This is a genomic window from Vibrio sp. Vb0937 (assembly GCF_033338855.1).
The window spans coordinates 543,273-559,005 of sequence record NZ_JAWOTK010000002.1 but is presented as its reverse complement, the minus strand read 5'-3'; the positions used below and the strand labels follow the sequence as shown (position 1 = coordinate 559,005).

Genomic DNA, 15,733 nt, shown 5'->3' with positions numbered 1-15,733 from the left:
TGTAAGCCTTATCAGCTTAATTGTCACCGCAGCCATATTTACGATGTTGGTTGTGGAGAATTCAAATGCATTTAGTTTGCAAATTTATACCTAGCTCGAAGCTATCCTCCAACGAGCTATCTTATGTTCTTACACCGGACGAGTGTATAGGACAGCTTTCGCGTTTGCGAAATTCAGATGACATCCTTAGAAACCTCCCTAAAGAATTGGCGCAAAAGATTTCCATCTCTGCCAAAAAAACGACCAGCGCATTACTAGCTGCTATAAGAATCGAATTGGGAAAAGGCAATTGGGTGTCATTATCTACCGTTGCACGTCGGTCGCCATTGACGGACTCTCAGCTGCAAAGCTTCCCTAGACTTAAATCACTCGTTGACTCTGTACCTGCTTCGAATGAAAGCAAAGCTTTTAAAGCAGGATACAAGCAGGTTACCGACGATGTTGCTTTAGTTCGTAGTTACACGCATGTCCCCTCTGAGCCAAGCCCAGATCAAAAAATCGTTGTCGAGTTTGCAGGGCAGTGGTCTAGCAACGCGGCATGTTTGATGTTGGGAAAAACGGACGCTCAAAAAGAAAAAGTTACTGTAGGCAAGGCTGATACCGAAAACAAACACCGCAGCCTCGCGACATTTAAAGATCTCGAAGCTGAGGGCAAAACGCTCTATATCAAAATCCCTTGTTCTGACCAGCCTCAGCCAATCTTGCTTAAACTCGCCGAAGACCTGCAACCCGTTGATAAAGAAACTCAGATGGATGAGTGGGACAACGTGTTGGTGCCGGTGAGACCTTTGGCTTACTTAGATGGTAGCAACGACAAAGCAAAAGCTTCTGACCTGCGTGGTGGTTTCCTTTATGTGTTTTGGAAAGGAAAGCTTTGGCGAGAGATGGCGATAAACGAGAAAGGTTACTACCAAGATGTTGACGTCGAGTATTACCGCACGCTAGAGCAAGAAGAAAAGAAAAAAGACACACCTCAGGTAATACAAAGAAGCGCAAGCGGTTTTGCTATGGCGCATTTCTGGGCACCTTACAAAATATCGGGTGAAGTCCAACAGGGAGAAAATGGACTCAAGATCATTTTCTCACCAAAGCAAAAGCGCTTTGCTCAAATTGAAGCATTAGAATCGGATGCTGGTTTGCTAGAGAAGTCCAGCACGCCATTAGATGAATTAAGCAGTTACAGTGACGCACAGTCATTCAGTGCAAAAGAATTCACCTCCGATGTAGACAGCGCAGCCATCCACAAAGTGACCGAAGACGACATGCCATGGCTGAGTGACCAACAGGCCATAGTACGTAGTTACGACCAGAGTAATACGGTCATTGCTTATGTGGATGGAAAAAACAGTGGCCTATTATTCCGAGTGGATGTTGGTACGTCTGGCATCACCGCTTTGAATTCACTCTATGTGATCGATCACAATAGCGATTATAAAGACGTCTTTGATTTAGAGTTTTATGAAGGGGAAGACCACGATTGGCAGCAAGCGTTATTAAGCGGGCTGCCATTGGACGGGGTCTTTACTATGTCCCTGGTACATGACCAAGACCCAGACAGTCGTCACATACTTTTTGATCGGGTCGCTTACAACGATTTATTTGTTGAACCTGAGAGCGCTACTGAACCCCCGCCAAAGGCTCAGTTAAACGATAAGCCTAAAGGTATGACAACAGAAGAAAAACAACGTTTTGAGTCATTAATGCTGGATTGGTCTTTATAACCCAACTAGAAAATGGATTAAGAATGAAAAAGAAAATATTACTCGGCTTGGGTTTGACGACTATTGCCGCCGCAGGTGCTGGTTACATTGCCACTAAACCCTATTTTGATGAGAAAGCTCGAATAGAGAGCATGGCAGACCGCCTAGATTTGTACAAAGGTAAAACGGATACTTGGCTTTACCAGTATGATTTTAAAATACCGGATAACCCAAAGGTTGCAGATTGGAATACTGAAAATGTGACACTCCCTCAGGTCCTGTTTACTGTAGCTAACCCGGAAGAAAAATCTGAGGTCAGTTACTGGGCATTAAACATTGATGGTACTGACCCTCAATTACTGATCCCTGAAGGGATATTGCCACCCCCGCCTAATACTGGGATTGATTATGCTAAATATATGTCACGGTCGCCTAACGGCCGCTATCTTGTTGTCCCTCAGAAAGATAGTACCGCGCTGTATGATCTAGATAATGGCGAAATAACTAACATTAGTGAGGAGTCTGGCTCAACTCGTCACGACATTATGTGGGATACGGACAGCACACAAGTTGTTGTGAAAAAAAGAGATGAGCTTCTGCTGGTTAAGCTAGACACCAAAGAGGTAGTGAAATTTACTGATGTAAATGGTTCATACGCACGATACATGACCTCTTTTGCCAAGCCTTATATGAGCCAGTCAGAGCAAGCGATCTATTTGAGTTTTAATTCGAGTTTGGCGGGGTTTGGCTGTGGGTGGGAGAATGACGAATACCTTGAAACTTTTGGGGAGAGTGATGTTCCAAAATGCGGTAACACATTTGTGTTTGATGCCAAAACCTTAAAACTGGTCGATCGCGGTGATTTTACTCCGGATAGCTACGATTGTAATGTCTGGGGCGGAAAGTATGGAGATGGTTTTTATTGCCTCGGGGGTGAGGGCGGAGGGAAGGTGTACCGCTCGGGAAGACCATCTAAAAAAATGGGTAACTTCCGAGCTACAGTGGATTTGTTGGCTTTCAACGGCGGTGATATGTGGTTCGTCCCCGCGCATGGTCGAAATATTACCCGCGTGTTACACCAACCCACTGAGAATAGCCCTACTACAAAAATGATATATGGGTTCGTAGGTTTTAGTGATGGAGAACGAGTTGAAAAATCCGCCTATGGCTTTGGCTTTAGCCGTTATGTGATTGAGCATAAAGAAGCGGATAATTGGAGCGAGTCACTCTACCCACTGCCAAGTTATGCTGACATCAAAAAAGCAAGAACCGTTCTAGAGGAGCGTAATCATGGCTAGAGCTAAGATTGAACAGCACGCTCTCTATTTGATGGGGCAGCTAGTCGGACCAGATGGAGAGGCCATTACTGGCAATGGGCTCTATCCATTACCCGGTTTTGCACTGGCCCTTCCACAGCTAGCAGTAGGTCAAACTGCGGATGGTAGCGGTAGTAAAAATGAGTCACCATTATACATCAGTGATTCATCAGGTCGGCTACAAGGTTGGAATACCAAGGTTCAATCAGTTAAAGAGCTTGATGGGAATAAGCTTGCTTCTTCACCACTATTGATTTCTAGCACGATAGATAAGCTAAAACCCGTCTATATCCCACCTTACTTAATTCCCGCTGCGGTTATGTCTGAAGATACTGCTTGGACGGGACGTTTAGCAGCCTTGGCCAAGGATGTTGTAAGTTCTAGTGATGAGAGCATTGGCGTTAGCGTAGTAACTAACAGAGATATTGTACAGGACCAAAAGCTGAGCAAAGACCATACCGAGAGGCGATTTTTAGCGCCCGAATTAGCCGAGTTCTTTATCCATAAAGCTGAAGCGGCAGAAGTGCGGTTTGGGCAAAATAAAGGAGCATATAAACGCCTGTATGAACAAATTTATAGCGAAAACTATAAACAGAATTTTTATTATCTACGCATTCCTCAAGTTTGGACCATCAATCTTTTCTTCTCTGCCGACTATTTTGAGGGCGCGGAAGTTACTTTGTCTGGACAACCAGAAAACTTAATCATCAAGGGGGATGCTGAGGATATTGGCAATAAAATCACCAGCCGAGTGAGGCCGGTAACATACTATGATATTGCCAACCAAGCGAGTGACGCCCAAGATGCAGAAGAGGTGACTCAATATGTCGCCACATTTTGGATCACGGGCGGTCACCTAGATGAGGATGATCAAATCAAGCAATTAGTCCGCTTTGATATAGATTTAGAGGGAATTAAGCGATATTGGGATGCATTACTTAAACCTTCAGATAGCCAAATGGCTCAGGTTGCTAAGTTAAATATCCCAAACAATTGTTACTCATTATCCGAGCAAGTCTTACACCTGCCTATTTATTCAATAGCAGGGCGCAGCATAATCCTTTCTGGTGATCCCATCTCTGTTGAAGAGTCACTGTTCCAACATGCGCCAGAAACGTTTAAAGGCTGGCTCGATTGGAGTAAAAATCTTCCCTATACCAGCGAAAACAAACCTGCTACTGGTGTGCAACCGTCGATTAATATTCTCAATTCCATTGGTAACTATAAAGCTGTTATCGAGGCCTCAGCGTCTGGTGTGATGGACCCATTCAGTATGACCACTGTCCATAAAGCGTTCAGCGCAGGTTTGAATGGAGATCAAGCCGGGGATATGTTGAAGGCATTAAAACTCGCGGTCGGTATTGATGCTAAGGCGAAGGGGTTCTTAGATTTTGCGCAAAAGCTAAAGCCACCTGCGCAAGGTACACTTACGCCTATTTCTGACTTAGCAAGTGCCCTTAACTGGTCAAATCACCTTGGGAGCGCCTTACCTAGTGTATATACGATTCCGCCGGTGTTACAGCATTTCTGGCATAAGGTTGACGATAAGATCTTAACCCCTTTAAAGCCGGCCGTTCGGGCTATTGAATATGCACTTGATAAGCCTTTTGGTTTTGCAGAGCTTGTTTCTAGTGGCCTTGAAATTCCGAAAGGTATTGAGAATTCCGAGTCGGCGTTTAACGCCTATATTGATAAATCAAAGGAATATGGTCAGAAAACACAATCGGTAATATCAACACTTTTATTGAGTGATGAAAAAGATCGTCAGGCACTGCTTGAGTCTGAAGCGGAGCATAAAAAAGCGCTCCTTGAAGCATTCTCTGATAAAAGTGTAAGTCATAAAGTGCTGTTAAATGGTAGTCCGCTATTAGAAAAAAAACAGGCAAAAGAGGGTGAGGCAAGCTATCTCACACTGTTTTTTGAATTTGATAGTGCAAATGATGAACTTGCCAATTCTGATAAGAAGCTCGTTTCTAAAGTGGCCGAATATCTGCGTAATACAAAGTCAGAAATGTTGCTGAACATTGAAGGATATACGTGTGATATTGGCTCGGTGGAATACAACACTAAACTCTCAAAAAAACGTGCTGCGGCGCTTAAATCTTCTATTTTAGAAGATCTTGGCACTGATGCTATTAAGTGGGAGCATCGAATATCTGCCCTGGGTAAAGGCGTTTATGCCGATAATGATACGAGTAACAGGCGCTTAAGTCGTCGAGCGGAGATGAAGTTCTACCTCAACTCTGCTTTTGAATATCCTGCTTGTAGAAGTTGGCTGCTTACTCTGGAGAAAAATCGACAGAAAGCGGTTTTAGCAGAGATGAAAGTCCATGAGGAAATTTGGAAATTTTCCGGCCAAGCCTTTGATATTGCATTAGGCTTTGCTGCGCCAATGCTTGGTCCAGGAGCCGCGTTAGCATATGGGTTGTATTGGTCAGGCGAAACCTTGGTTTCTACTTTGGATGGTGCAGCCAAAATTCTTAATAAAGAAGTAGAAGAATATAAAGAGAAGCAGAAACGTTTTTCTGAATTTGATGTGGTAGGACAGGCGTTACTGTATCGCGGTTTACCTGCATTCGATGAACTGAGTGTTGTTGGCAAGGCATATATAAAACGCGCTATAGCGCTCAATGGGCTGCTACGATTGCTTCTACTTGAATCTCAAATAAAAGAAGAGAACAAAACAACGAATTACGTTTCGGAATATTACGTGGTTAATCACTTGACGTCAGGGCAAAGAGATCTTGATATTGAAGGTTATATAAAGACCTATCTTTTAAGTGATGATTGGGATTTGGGGGGGACTTGGCTTCCTTCTTTCCACCTTGATGAAGCGTGGCTAGAAACAAAGAATATTTACCGTAGTGCTTCGGAAAGTGTGCTGAGTTTTGCTGCAATGACGAGTTACGTAACATACCGAGCGAAGCAATCTCAGGCTGGGGTAAAAGCGCTTGAACAATCGCAGGCATATCAAAAATTCTGTCCTATACATACTGTTGCGGACCCTAGTTTAACTAAGCTTAGATCTCTGTTAAAAGCGCCCGATTTATCTAAGCTCGATGACTCTATGTTTGCTGGGCATATGGTTTCCGTAAAAGTCAATGATGAATGGCTCCCACTCGAAGACAGGGTTAATAGCGGTGAAGCTATTACGCCGACTATGCCAATTAGAGTACTTATTATTCTTGATATGAAGGATGAAACGCTGACCAAGTTCAAAGAAGAAGGTTTGCTTACTCTTGTGCCTGTGGGTGTTAGACCTGTGAGGCAAAATAGGTTCTTTGACGATTTTGGGTCTTACACTACTGAATATGTTCGTGAAATTGCACCGGAATTACTAGTTGAAACTGAGAGAGCGTATTTAACAGAGAAACAAATGTTAGAGACAGATACGACGCTATACGGTGTTGTTGTAAGTCCTACTTATTACTTTGGATGCAACATCATGAGTGGCATCAAACCTATTGCTGATGACTACGGTAGCAAAGAATGGAAGTCGGTGTTTGGTCAGGTAGATGAACAGCACTCAGCGGCTTATGTGATGCGTTACCTTCTAGAAGTCGGTGTACCAAATGTCAGTAAAACAGAATCAAAGTTAACGTATAAGAGAGAGCTCGTACTTAAAACTCAAGATGGTAAGGAGATTACCTCTAGTACGGATAAGGCATCCATCTTTAATTTAACTATGTCAAAAGAGCATGAATTCTTATATGAGAAAACTTTCTTAGCAAGAGCGGGCAAAAAAGCGGTCGAATATCCGGAGCTATTCTCAGATGCTAAGGCAAATTTGTACATTTATGACGCTAGCGTGAAGAGCCTCATTCCCGGAAGTAAGCACGACGATATAATGGAGGCGATCGGTTGGACGAAGAAGCAGCCATCCTATGATACTTCTGAAAAAGCAACGAAGCTGTTGCTCATCGTCAGTACAAAATCTGTTGAAAATGTAGAACAAATACTTGAGCGAGGAGGCTTTGACCGTCACCGCTTACCCGTAGACATTCGTTTGAAAGCAAACGATGCAAGAGGTCTCTATAATTTTGAACATCAAGATGTAGATTTGTATCCATTAGGAAAGGTAGAAGTGAACCTCGAGAAGAAAGAGGTGTCATTCAAACCTAAATCAATACCGCAAAGCCTGAGTGAGGTATCGGATCATATTTCTAGCAACCTAAGTAAGCTTGTAAACGACTTGGTGGTTAAGGAAGGTGTTTTATCACCAGACTTTGTCGACACTGATCTATACGCAGTCGAGATATCACTGAAGTACACTAACGCAACCGGGAAAGAGATGACTGGCTTACGCCCGTTTATTCCTAGAGGAAACGATGCCCCATACATCATGCTCGATATTGATGGGAAAGCTGGACTATCTTTAAACGCTTCATCGCAAAGGCTCCCTGTTCGAGCTATAGATACAACGGCGCCAACTATGTTCAACTCGCGAGAAATCCATTACAACCAGAGTTGGTATGAGATGAGTGAGAAGGAGTTTAAAGCTATTTCTGAATATACTGCAGGAACGACTGACGATGCTGATTCCAACTTAGCAAGTTTAAACCGTAGTAAGATGTCCCATAAGGCTACCCCTTTGAGTGTTTGGATGAATGCGGAACCAATCATGAAAGATTACTCAGTAGCGAAGGAGCTTCCACTATCTGCACAACGAGAGCAAATACTCAAAAAGTGGTTGTTTGATGGAAAATAAAAAAACCGCCTTCGGGCGGTTTTTCTTTTCTTATGACTTCATACTGAATTTAGAATTTTCTTTTTAAGCCCCATCAACCCGCTGCAGAAATATCGTATTTCTTCATCTTATGGTTGAGAGTGCTCATTGGCAGCGCCAATTGCTCAGCGGCTTTCTTGGTGTGCCAATTGCAGGCATTTAAGCAATCGATGATCACTGTACGCTCGTATTGGCTAACGACGTCCTTAAGGCTCTTTGAAACGTCTTCTAAATCCGCTTGTGCTTGCTGCTCGTAAGCAGGTTGCTCTGGGGTAGGTGAAGCTGCTTTCATGTCGATACTTTGTACATCTTCTGGGATTTGTTCGCCAAACTCAATGTGAGTAATGGTTTCAAAATCGGACAGTAGCACCGAGCGCTCAATGATGTTCTTAAGCTCACGCACGTTACCTGGGTATTGATAGGCAAGGAGCTGTTTACGAACGTTGGCACTTAACCCTGGCGCTTGCGGCAAACCTAGCGTGTTGGTGGTGTGTTGCACGAAATGTTCGGCAAGGGGAATAATATCCGATTTGCGTGCTCTCAGTGGTGGTAATGTAATAGGGAAGACATTCAAGCGATAGAACAAATCGGCACGGAATCCGCCATCTTTGATTTGCTGCATAAGATTACAGTGGGTTGCGGCGATAACGCGAACGTCCACTTCAATCTCTTTGCTAGTGCCGATTGGGCGAACTTTACGCTCTTGCAGTACACGCAGTAACTTGGCTTGTAGTAGCATTGGCATATCGCCAATTTCATCTAGGAAAAGCGTGCCGCCGTTGGCTGCTTCAAACAAACCGACTTTGTCTTTGTCCGCGCCAGTGAATGAGCCTTTCTTATGGCCAAAGAGTTCTGACTCTAATAACTGCTCTGGGATTGCGGCACAGTTTTGTACGATCAAAGGTTGTTCTGAACGGTTAGAGTTTTCGTGAATGTATTTCGCGATCACTTCTTTACCGGCGCCCGTTTCACCACGCAATAGAACGTCGACAGGAAGAGATAACACCTTATCAAGACGATTCAAGACATTGAGCATTTCTTCGCTCTCTGCAATAGGACCTTGATAGGCTTTCTGGGTACGTTTTTTGAGCTGAGTGTTTTCGCGTACTAGGGCTTGATTGTCGGCATTGAGATTTTTTATTACTTGCCCGTATTGCTCTAACCACACAGCTTGGCGAATATTACTCGCTGCCATTCGACAAAACTCCGTCAAGGCTGCCTCGTTGTCGATGACGTTCAAATCGAGTAAGACTAACAGTCCAATGGTTTTGCTTTCGCTATCAATCAAAGGCCAAGCCAATAAGTTCTCGCTTTTTAATCCCAGTGTCTGCTCAGTTTGATAGATGCTTTCGCAGTCATAGCCGTTGTACTTATACAACTCGTTAATCAACACCACTTCACCATTACGAATGGCAAAGTTAAATGGATCGTTCTCACTGGCTGAGTCTAACTGTAATGCTTCCCAAGGGTGGGAAACGATAGTTTTATCGTTATGGTGAGCGGTACTTGGAATCAACGCCTGCCCAGTCTGGTCCAAAACATAAATGATGCCGTGCTTTGCGAGGGTCATTTGTCTCGCAGCAGTCAACACAGCATCCAACGTTTGGGTAAGCTGGCTGCGATCAGCCAAAGACTGACTGATCGCAAGTAGGGCGTTACTAAGTTCGCTATGGTTAGCTGAACGCATAGGTTAGTGTTCCTTGCTCATCGACAGACACTTCGATTTGCGTATGTGAATCATCCTTGTCATGCACTAATAGCTGAGTCGATAGTTGCGGCAGCAACTGACGGTTGATGACCGCGTCGATGTTACGCGCGCCCGTTTCAGCAAGGCGACAGTTACCTAGTACGAACTCAACCAAGCTTTCTTCGTAGATCAGGGACAACTTGTGATGGCTCTGTAGACGCTGAGAAACTTTGTTCAGCTTGTGGTGAATAATTTCTGTCATTGCTTCATCAGACAGCGGAACAAATGGTAGTACTGACATACGTGCCAACAGCGCCGGCTTGAAGTGTTGGTTCAAAGTAGGGCGAATAGCTTCTGCGATGATGTTTGCATCGATGTCTTTGGATTGATGAACCAAAGATTCGATCTCATGCGTCGCAAGGTTACTGGTCATGATGATCAGCGTGTTCTTGAAGTCGATTGTGCGGCCTTCGCCGTCGTTCAGCGTGCCTTTGTCGAACACTTGGTAGAACAGGTTCAACACTTCAGGGTCGGCTTTTTCCACTTCATCAAGAAGAACAACAGAATATGGACGTTGACGAACCGCTTCTGTCAGCATGCCGCCTTCACCGTAACCTACGTAACCCGGAGGTGAACCGATTAGGCGAGATACCGTGTGCTTCTCTTGGAACTCAGACATGTTAATGGTCGTCATAAAGCGCTCACCACCAAACATTTGATCAGCAATTGCACGAGCCGTTTCGGTTTTACCCACGCCACTTGGGCCAACCAGCAGGAATACGCCTGTTGGTGCGTCTGGGTTACCTAGACCAGCTTTCGCAGTTTGAATGCCTTCAGACAGGGCATCGATAGCGTATTCTTGGCCTTTGATGCTTTGTGTTAGGCTTTCTTTCAGTTTTAGCGTGGTTTCTGCTTCGTCTTGAAGCATCTTACCCATAGGAATACCAGTCCAGTCCGAGATCACATGGCTAACTTCATCTGGACCCACTTCAAAGTGAACCAGCGGGTTACCACTGCGGATTGCGTCTAACTGTTCTTGGCAGGCTGAAATTGCAATGCGAACGGCTTCTTCATCCATTTCTGCATATGGAGAAACGTCTTGCTCTTGTTCTGAATCTTCGTCTGCAGCAAGCTCTTCTTCATTTGTTTCGCCAAAGACCAGTTCATGTAAGCGAGAGCGTAGAGCAATCATCTCTTGGATCTGCTCTTTTTCTTTGTGCCATTGCGCTTCTTGTTCTGCTAGCTCTTCTTTCGTTGTTTCCATTGCCAGTTTTAGGTCTGGAATGTTAGCAAGGCTGTGCTTGTCGCCAGTTTGCTGCAGAGCATCACGCTCAAGTGCTTCAAGCTCGCGCTGTTGAGCTGCAAGTTCTTGTTGCAGTGTCTCTACAGAAGCAGGAATGGCATTAAGGCTGATGTTCACTCGTGCACACGCCGTATCTAGTACATCGATCGCTTTGTCTGGCAGTTGACGACCAGAGATGTAACGAGCAGAAAGTGCTGCCGCAGCAGTGATAGCATCGTCACGCACGTAAACGTTATGTGACTTCTCGTATGCTGGGCGCAGACCACGAATGATCAATGCTGCTTGCTCAGGAGACGGTTCGTCGAGTTTCACCAATTGGAAACGACGCGCAAGAGCAGGATCTTTCTCGAAGTACTTCTTGTATTCCGACCATGTTGTCGCAGCGATGGTTTTCACTTCACCACGCGCTAGGGCTGGTTTTAGCAAGTTTGCCGCGTCGCTGCCGCCTGCTTGGTTACCACCGCCAACAAGGGTGTGTGCTTCATCGATGAATAGAATGATAGGGGTTGGCGAGTTTTTCACTTCATCCAATACTGCGTTTAGGCGTTTTTCGAATTCGCCTTTTACGCTTGCACCAGCTTGCAGAAGACCCATGTCCAGGCCGTAAAGCTCAACACCTTTGAGGTTGTCTGGTACGTCACCTTGTACAATCTTAAGTGCCAAGCCTTCTACTACTGCGGTTTTACCAACGCCCGGTTCACCAACAGCAATAGGGTTGTTTTTACGGCGACGAGCAAGGATGTCCACGATTTGGCGGATTTCTTGGTCACGGCAGAAAACAGGATCGATTTCGCCTTTGCGTGCTTTACCAGTGAAGTCTGTCGTGAACTTGCTCAGTGCTGAGCCATCCTCACGAGCTTGTGTTTTCTCTGAATTAGCAACTTGCGCCTCAATAGAGTGGCTTGTTAGTTCTGCAAAGTTACGCTTAAGGCTGTCAGGATTTACCGCTTCAAGGATAGAGGCGTAACCATGTTGGCCGTAACGGAGAGGGTTGCTAACAAGAGTAAGGAGTAGGGCGCCAGAGCGGATTTGTGTTTCGGATAGATCTAAAGAAGAAACCAGCCAGCTTTCTTGCAACCATTCGATTAATAAAGCAGAAAAAACAGGTTTGCTGCCATTTCCTTTGGCGTTGGTGTCGAGTGTGGATCGAACCGATTGTCTTAATAAGTTCTCAGAACAATCAAAATGACTTAATAAGACGTCAAAATCACTATTTGGCCTTTCTAATAGACTCAGTAAATAATGCTCAATTTGAACTTCGTTTGCTTTTTCAGAGACTGCAAGTGCAGCGGCGTCTTCTAATGCTACTTTTGCAATCGGGTGTAGACGCTGAATTAATGAAGAAAGGTTTATATTTATCATAGCCATTTTATTCTTTAGAGGAAAAGAGGTAGCGGCTATTATACTAAAAGTGATTGCGTTCTTTTTTTATCAAGATATTTTGACTATCGTTTGTTGGTTATTTTTAATGATTATTGTGACATTAATGTTTGTGGTTATTTTAATGGCGTTGTTATTCTAAATTAATTGATAGTAAAAGTGTCGGATTTATTAGTTTTAATGACTTTATTTACACGGTTTTATATGGTTATTTTCACTTTTTAAAGTTAGAACAATTTATTATTATCTTAATCCAACTTTTTGGTTTTTTATCCAATAAATTGTACTCAAGATATTAGTGAATAATGTCTTAATTTGATTAAGTCGTTGTTTTTGTTGTGTTTTTAAAGTTGGCACGGACTTTGAATATACCAAGTAGTCGCGGTGATAAGCGATTTGGTGATTTAAACAAAACAGATTTTAGAAAAGGAAATAGCGATGCCAACTCCAGCATATATGTCTATCCAAGGTGAGACTCAAGGCCATATTACTAAAGATACTTACTCTGCAGATTCAGTAGGTAACACATGGCAAGAAGCTCACGTTGATGAGTTCCTAGTACAAGAGCTTGATCACGTGCTAACAGTTCCACGTGATCCACAAAGTGGTCAGCCAACTGGTCAACGTGTACACCGTCCACTTGTTGTAACTAAAGTTCAAGATCGCTCATCTCCACTACTATTCAACGCACTAGTATCTGGCGAAAAACTTCCTGAGTGTGTGATCCGCTTCTACCGTACTTCAGTTCAAGGTAAACAAGAGCACTACTACTCAATCAAATTGATTGATGCGCTACTTGTCGATATCCAAACTCGTATGAACCACTGTCAAGACGCAGCAACAGCTGACCGCGTGACAGAAGAAGTGCTTAAGTTCACTTACCGTGCGATCGAAGTAACTCACGAAAACTGTGGTACTGCGGGTAACGACGACTGGCGTGCTCCACGCGAAGCTTAATTGCTCGTCGCGTAAAGATTCAGGGCCAACGATTGTTGGCCCTAATTCGATTATTTGTATCAGGTAAAAGATATGGTGAATGACGTAGAATTTAAATTTGAAGTGCCTGGATGTGGGCATGAATTTCGGGTTGAGAGCTTTCATGTTCATGAAGAGTTATCTAAGCCTTTCCACATCAATCTCTCATTACTTTCACTTGATCCAGATATCTCGTTCGATGAGTTAATACGTAAAGCAGGAACGTTGACACTTTACGGACAAGGTGTTGGGGCTGCGCGCGTGTTCAACGGCGTGGTGAATGAAGTTCGTTACTTAGGGACTGGACGTCGTTTTTCTCGTTATCAATTAGTCTTGGTTCCTCAAGCTTGGTTCTTATCTCAGCGCCAAGATTGTCGTATTTTCCAGCAAAAGTCAGCGCAAGACATCATCACAGAAGTACTCGATGATGGGGCAGTCACCGATTACCGATTTGAAGTGTCGGGTACTTATCCTCCAAAAGAATACGTTCTGCAATACCGCGAGTCTGACTTGCACTTCGTGCAGCGTATGATGGCTGAACACGGTATGTGGTATTACTTTGACCATAGCGATTCAAATCATACGATGGTCATTGTCGACAGTAATGACGCGATTGCACCTTTGATAAGCTCGCCACTAAATGCTTCATACATTGGGCCGATTGTTTATCATGCCGATGGTGGCGGTGTTGCCGATCGCGAGCATATCTCTGATCTCGAGTTAGTTAACCGCGTTAGAACGGGACAGGTTACGTACACAGATTACAACTACGAACACCCTAAAATTCCACAAGAGATGACACAGGCTGGCGAGCTAGACCAAGATCTCAAGCAGTTTGATTATCCTGGACGATACGTCGACCCGCTGATGGGTCAGGTGAGAACCACGGAGTGGATGTCGGAACACATAGTCGATAATCAACAAGTGGAAGCAACGAGTGACGTAATGCGCTTAGCATCTGGTTACAGCTTTAACGTCAGTGACCACCCGCGTTCTGAGATTAACCGCGATTACCTCATGTTGTCTGTAATGCACACAGGTCAAGATCCGCAAGTGCATGAAGATGAAGCGAGTGGTATGCCAACCACTTACTACAACCAGTTCTCATGTGTTCCACGTGATGTGGTTTTTAAAGCGCCTAAACTAGCAGCACCAGTAGTGGATGGCCCTCAAACGGCGGTCGTTGTAGGACCAGAAGGTGAAGAGATTTACACCGACAAGCTTGGTCGAGTGAAAGTACAGTTCCATTGGGATCGCTACGGTGATAACAACGAACATTCAAGCTGTTGGATTCGTGTAAGCCAATCCATGGCGGCGCCAACATGGGGCGCAGTTTATTTGCCGCGTATTGGCCATGAAGTCGTAGTGACTTTCCTTGAGGGCGATCCAGATCGTCCGTTAGTTACGGGCGCAGTTTACAACGGTTTGCATTTCCCACCGTACTCTTTGCCAGAAAACAAAACTCGTACCACGTTCCGCACGCAAACGCACAAAGGAACAGGTTACAACGAGTTGAGTTTTGAAGACGAAGCGAACCAAGAAGAAGTCTATATTCACGCTCAAAAAGACATGTCGACCAAGGTGCTCAACAACCGTTACCGTGATATCGGTCAAGATGAATTCTTGAAGGTTGCACGTCACCAAACGAATGAAGTTCATGGTGACCATAAAGAAACCATTCATGGGCATAAAACGACACAGGTAAACAGTACGTTTACCGAGACAGTCGAGCAAGACGTTACCGTTACATACAACGCGAACGAAGCCCAGTATGTGAAAAACAATTCTGACTTAGAAATTGGTGATAACCGTACGACTAAGATAGGTAAAAATGATGACTTAGATATTGGCGAAAACAGTAACCTTACTATCGGTGCGTCTAAGAGTTCAGATATTGGTGCGGATGATAACCAGACGGTTGGTGGCAACTTAACGGTATCAGTGAAAGGGAACACCGCTTATAAAGCTGATGGTGCAACGCAAATTATCAGTGGCGACAAGATTGTATTGAAAACGGGTGGCTCCTCTTTAGTGATGAACAGTGATGGTTCAATAAAGTTATCAGGCTCGGCTATTACGATCGAAGGCAGTGATAAAGTCGTCGTGAAAGGTGGCAACGTAGTGGTTAACTAACAATGGAAAAACAACCTCTTACAACAGAAGTAATATCAGAGCAGCAAGCCGAATCAACGGCTTGCTTTTCGCGTTTTGGAAGAATAGTGGCTATCAATGAGTCTACGGGCAGTGTGCGAGTTGATTTTGATGGTAACCCATTTAAGCAGCCACTCACTGCGAGACTAGGACGTGGCTTTCGTCGTTCTGAGCTGCAAATGGCTATCGATAATCGATTAAGTTGTCGAGTTGAGTTTTTGAACGACGACTTAAGCTTGCCTCTTGTGACGGACATTTTCTTCTCCATTCTGGATGACTCTGACGAGTTTGTATTGCGAGCGAAGAAGATGGTTATCGAGACAGAACAAGAGTTGGTAGTCAAAAGTGGTGAGACAGAAACTCGCTATAGCGGGCGCGATGGACGAATTACCACTAAAGCGAAGTACGTCACTTCTCAAGCAGAAAAAGCACAAAAAATTCAAGGCGGAACGATCGCAATTAACTAATTACCTAGCATTAGCTAATTTACGTCGA

The 15,733-nt window shown here is 44.3% G+C and carries 8 protein-coding genes; 6 read left to right on the top strand and 2 right to left on the bottom strand.

Annotated elements, in window-relative coordinates:
- Positions 1 to 65: 65 nt before the first annotated feature.
- Genes R7P67_RS05935 through R7P67_RS05925 form a run of 3 tightly spaced genes read left to right on the top strand, consistent with a single transcriptional unit; the run spans position 66 to position 7,724 of the window.
- Positions 66 to 1,721 carry a hypothetical protein gene (locus R7P67_RS05935; protein WP_167416131.1) on the top strand — a complete coding sequence of 552 codons (1,656 nt, stop codon included), beginning with the start codon at positions 66 to 68 and terminating at the stop codon, positions 1,719 to 1,721.
- Between the two features lie 23 nt (positions 1,722 to 1,744).
- Positions 1,745 to 2,998: a hypothetical protein gene (locus tag R7P67_RS05930; RefSeq protein WP_262652716.1), complete on the top strand. Its 1,254-nt coding sequence runs from the start codon at positions 1,745 to 1,747 to the stop codon at positions 2,996 to 2,998.
- Positions 2,991 to 7,724 (top strand): OmpA family protein, encoded by a 4,734-nt coding sequence (locus R7P67_RS05925; protein WP_262652718.1) that lies wholly within the window; start codon positions 2,991 to 2,993, stop codon positions 7,722 to 7,724. The genes R7P67_RS05930 and R7P67_RS05925 overlap by 8 nt, the downstream gene beginning before the upstream one ends.
- A 73-nt stretch (positions 7,725 to 7,797) precedes the next feature.
- Here R7P67_RS05925 and R7P67_RS05920 read toward each other — a convergent pair whose 3' ends face one another.
- Both R7P67_RS05920 and tssH read right to left on the bottom strand, forming a co-directional pair.
- On the bottom strand, positions 7,798 to 9,429 hold the full coding sequence (locus tag R7P67_RS05920; protein WP_318085902.1) for a sigma-54-dependent Fis family transcriptional regulator: 1,632 nt from the start codon (positions 9,427 to 9,429) through the stop codon (positions 7,798 to 7,800).
- Positions 9,416 to 12,094: a type VI secretion system ATPase TssH gene (gene tssH / locus R7P67_RS05915; RefSeq protein ID WP_262652776.1), complete on the bottom strand. Its 2,679-nt coding sequence runs from the start codon at positions 12,092 to 12,094 to the stop codon at positions 9,416 to 9,418. The genes R7P67_RS05920 and tssH overlap by 14 nt, the downstream gene beginning before the upstream one ends.
- A gap of 456 nt (positions 12,095 to 12,550) precedes the next feature.
- On the opposite strand from tssH, the gene R7P67_RS05910 reads away from it, so the two are divergent.
- The 3 genes from R7P67_RS05910 to R7P67_RS05900 all read left to right on the top strand — a co-directional run bounded on the left by R7P67_RS05910 (position 12,551) and on the right by R7P67_RS05900 (position 15,705).
- Positions 12,551 to 13,069: an Hcp family type VI secretion system effector gene (locus tag R7P67_RS05910; RefSeq protein WP_005373415.1), complete on the top strand. Its 519-nt coding sequence runs from the start codon at positions 12,551 to 12,553 to the stop codon at positions 13,067 to 13,069.
- A gap of 72 nt (positions 13,070 to 13,141) precedes the next feature.
- Positions 13,142 to 15,220, top strand: coding sequence for a type VI secretion system tip protein VgrG (tssI, locus tag R7P67_RS05905; protein WP_206958775.1), 2,079 nt, complete (start codon positions 13,142 to 13,144; stop codon positions 15,218 to 15,220).
- Between the two features lie 2 nt (positions 15,221 to 15,222).
- The gene (locus tag R7P67_RS05900; RefSeq protein WP_025767908.1) at positions 15,223 to 15,705 is read left to right on the top strand and encodes a hypothetical protein; all 483 of its coding nucleotides are present in this window, start codon (positions 15,223 to 15,225) and stop codon (positions 15,703 to 15,705) included.
- Positions 15,706 to 15,733: the final 28 nt, after the last annotated feature.

Bases quoted from the DNA above. Each gene is read 5' to 3' on its own strand.
- R7P67_RS05935 (WP_167416131.1), top strand. From the start codon at position 66: ATGCATTTAGTTTGCAAATTTATACCTAGCTCGAAGCTATCCTCCAAC.
- R7P67_RS05930 (WP_262652716.1), top strand. From the start codon at position 1,745: ATGAAAAAGAAAATATTACTCGGCTTGGGTTTGACGACTATTGCCGCC.
- R7P67_RS05925 (WP_262652718.1), top strand. From the start codon at position 2,991: ATGGCTAGAGCTAAGATTGAACAGCACGCTCTCTATTTGATGGGGCAG.
- R7P67_RS05920 (WP_318085902.1), bottom strand. From the start codon at position 9,429: ATGCGTTCAGCTAACCATAGCGAACTTAGTAACGCCCTACTTGCGATC.
- tssH (WP_262652776.1), bottom strand. From the start codon at position 12,094: ATGATAAATATAAACCTTTCTTCATTAATTCAGCGTCTACACCCGATT.
- R7P67_RS05910 (WP_005373415.1), top strand. From the start codon at position 12,551: ATGCCAACTCCAGCATATATGTCTATCCAAGGTGAGACTCAAGGCCAT.
- tssI (WP_206958775.1), top strand. From the start codon at position 13,142: ATGGTGAATGACGTAGAATTTAAATTTGAAGTGCCTGGATGTGGGCAT.
- R7P67_RS05900 (WP_025767908.1), top strand. From the start codon at position 15,223: ATGGAAAAACAACCTCTTACAACAGAAGTAATATCAGAGCAGCAAGCC.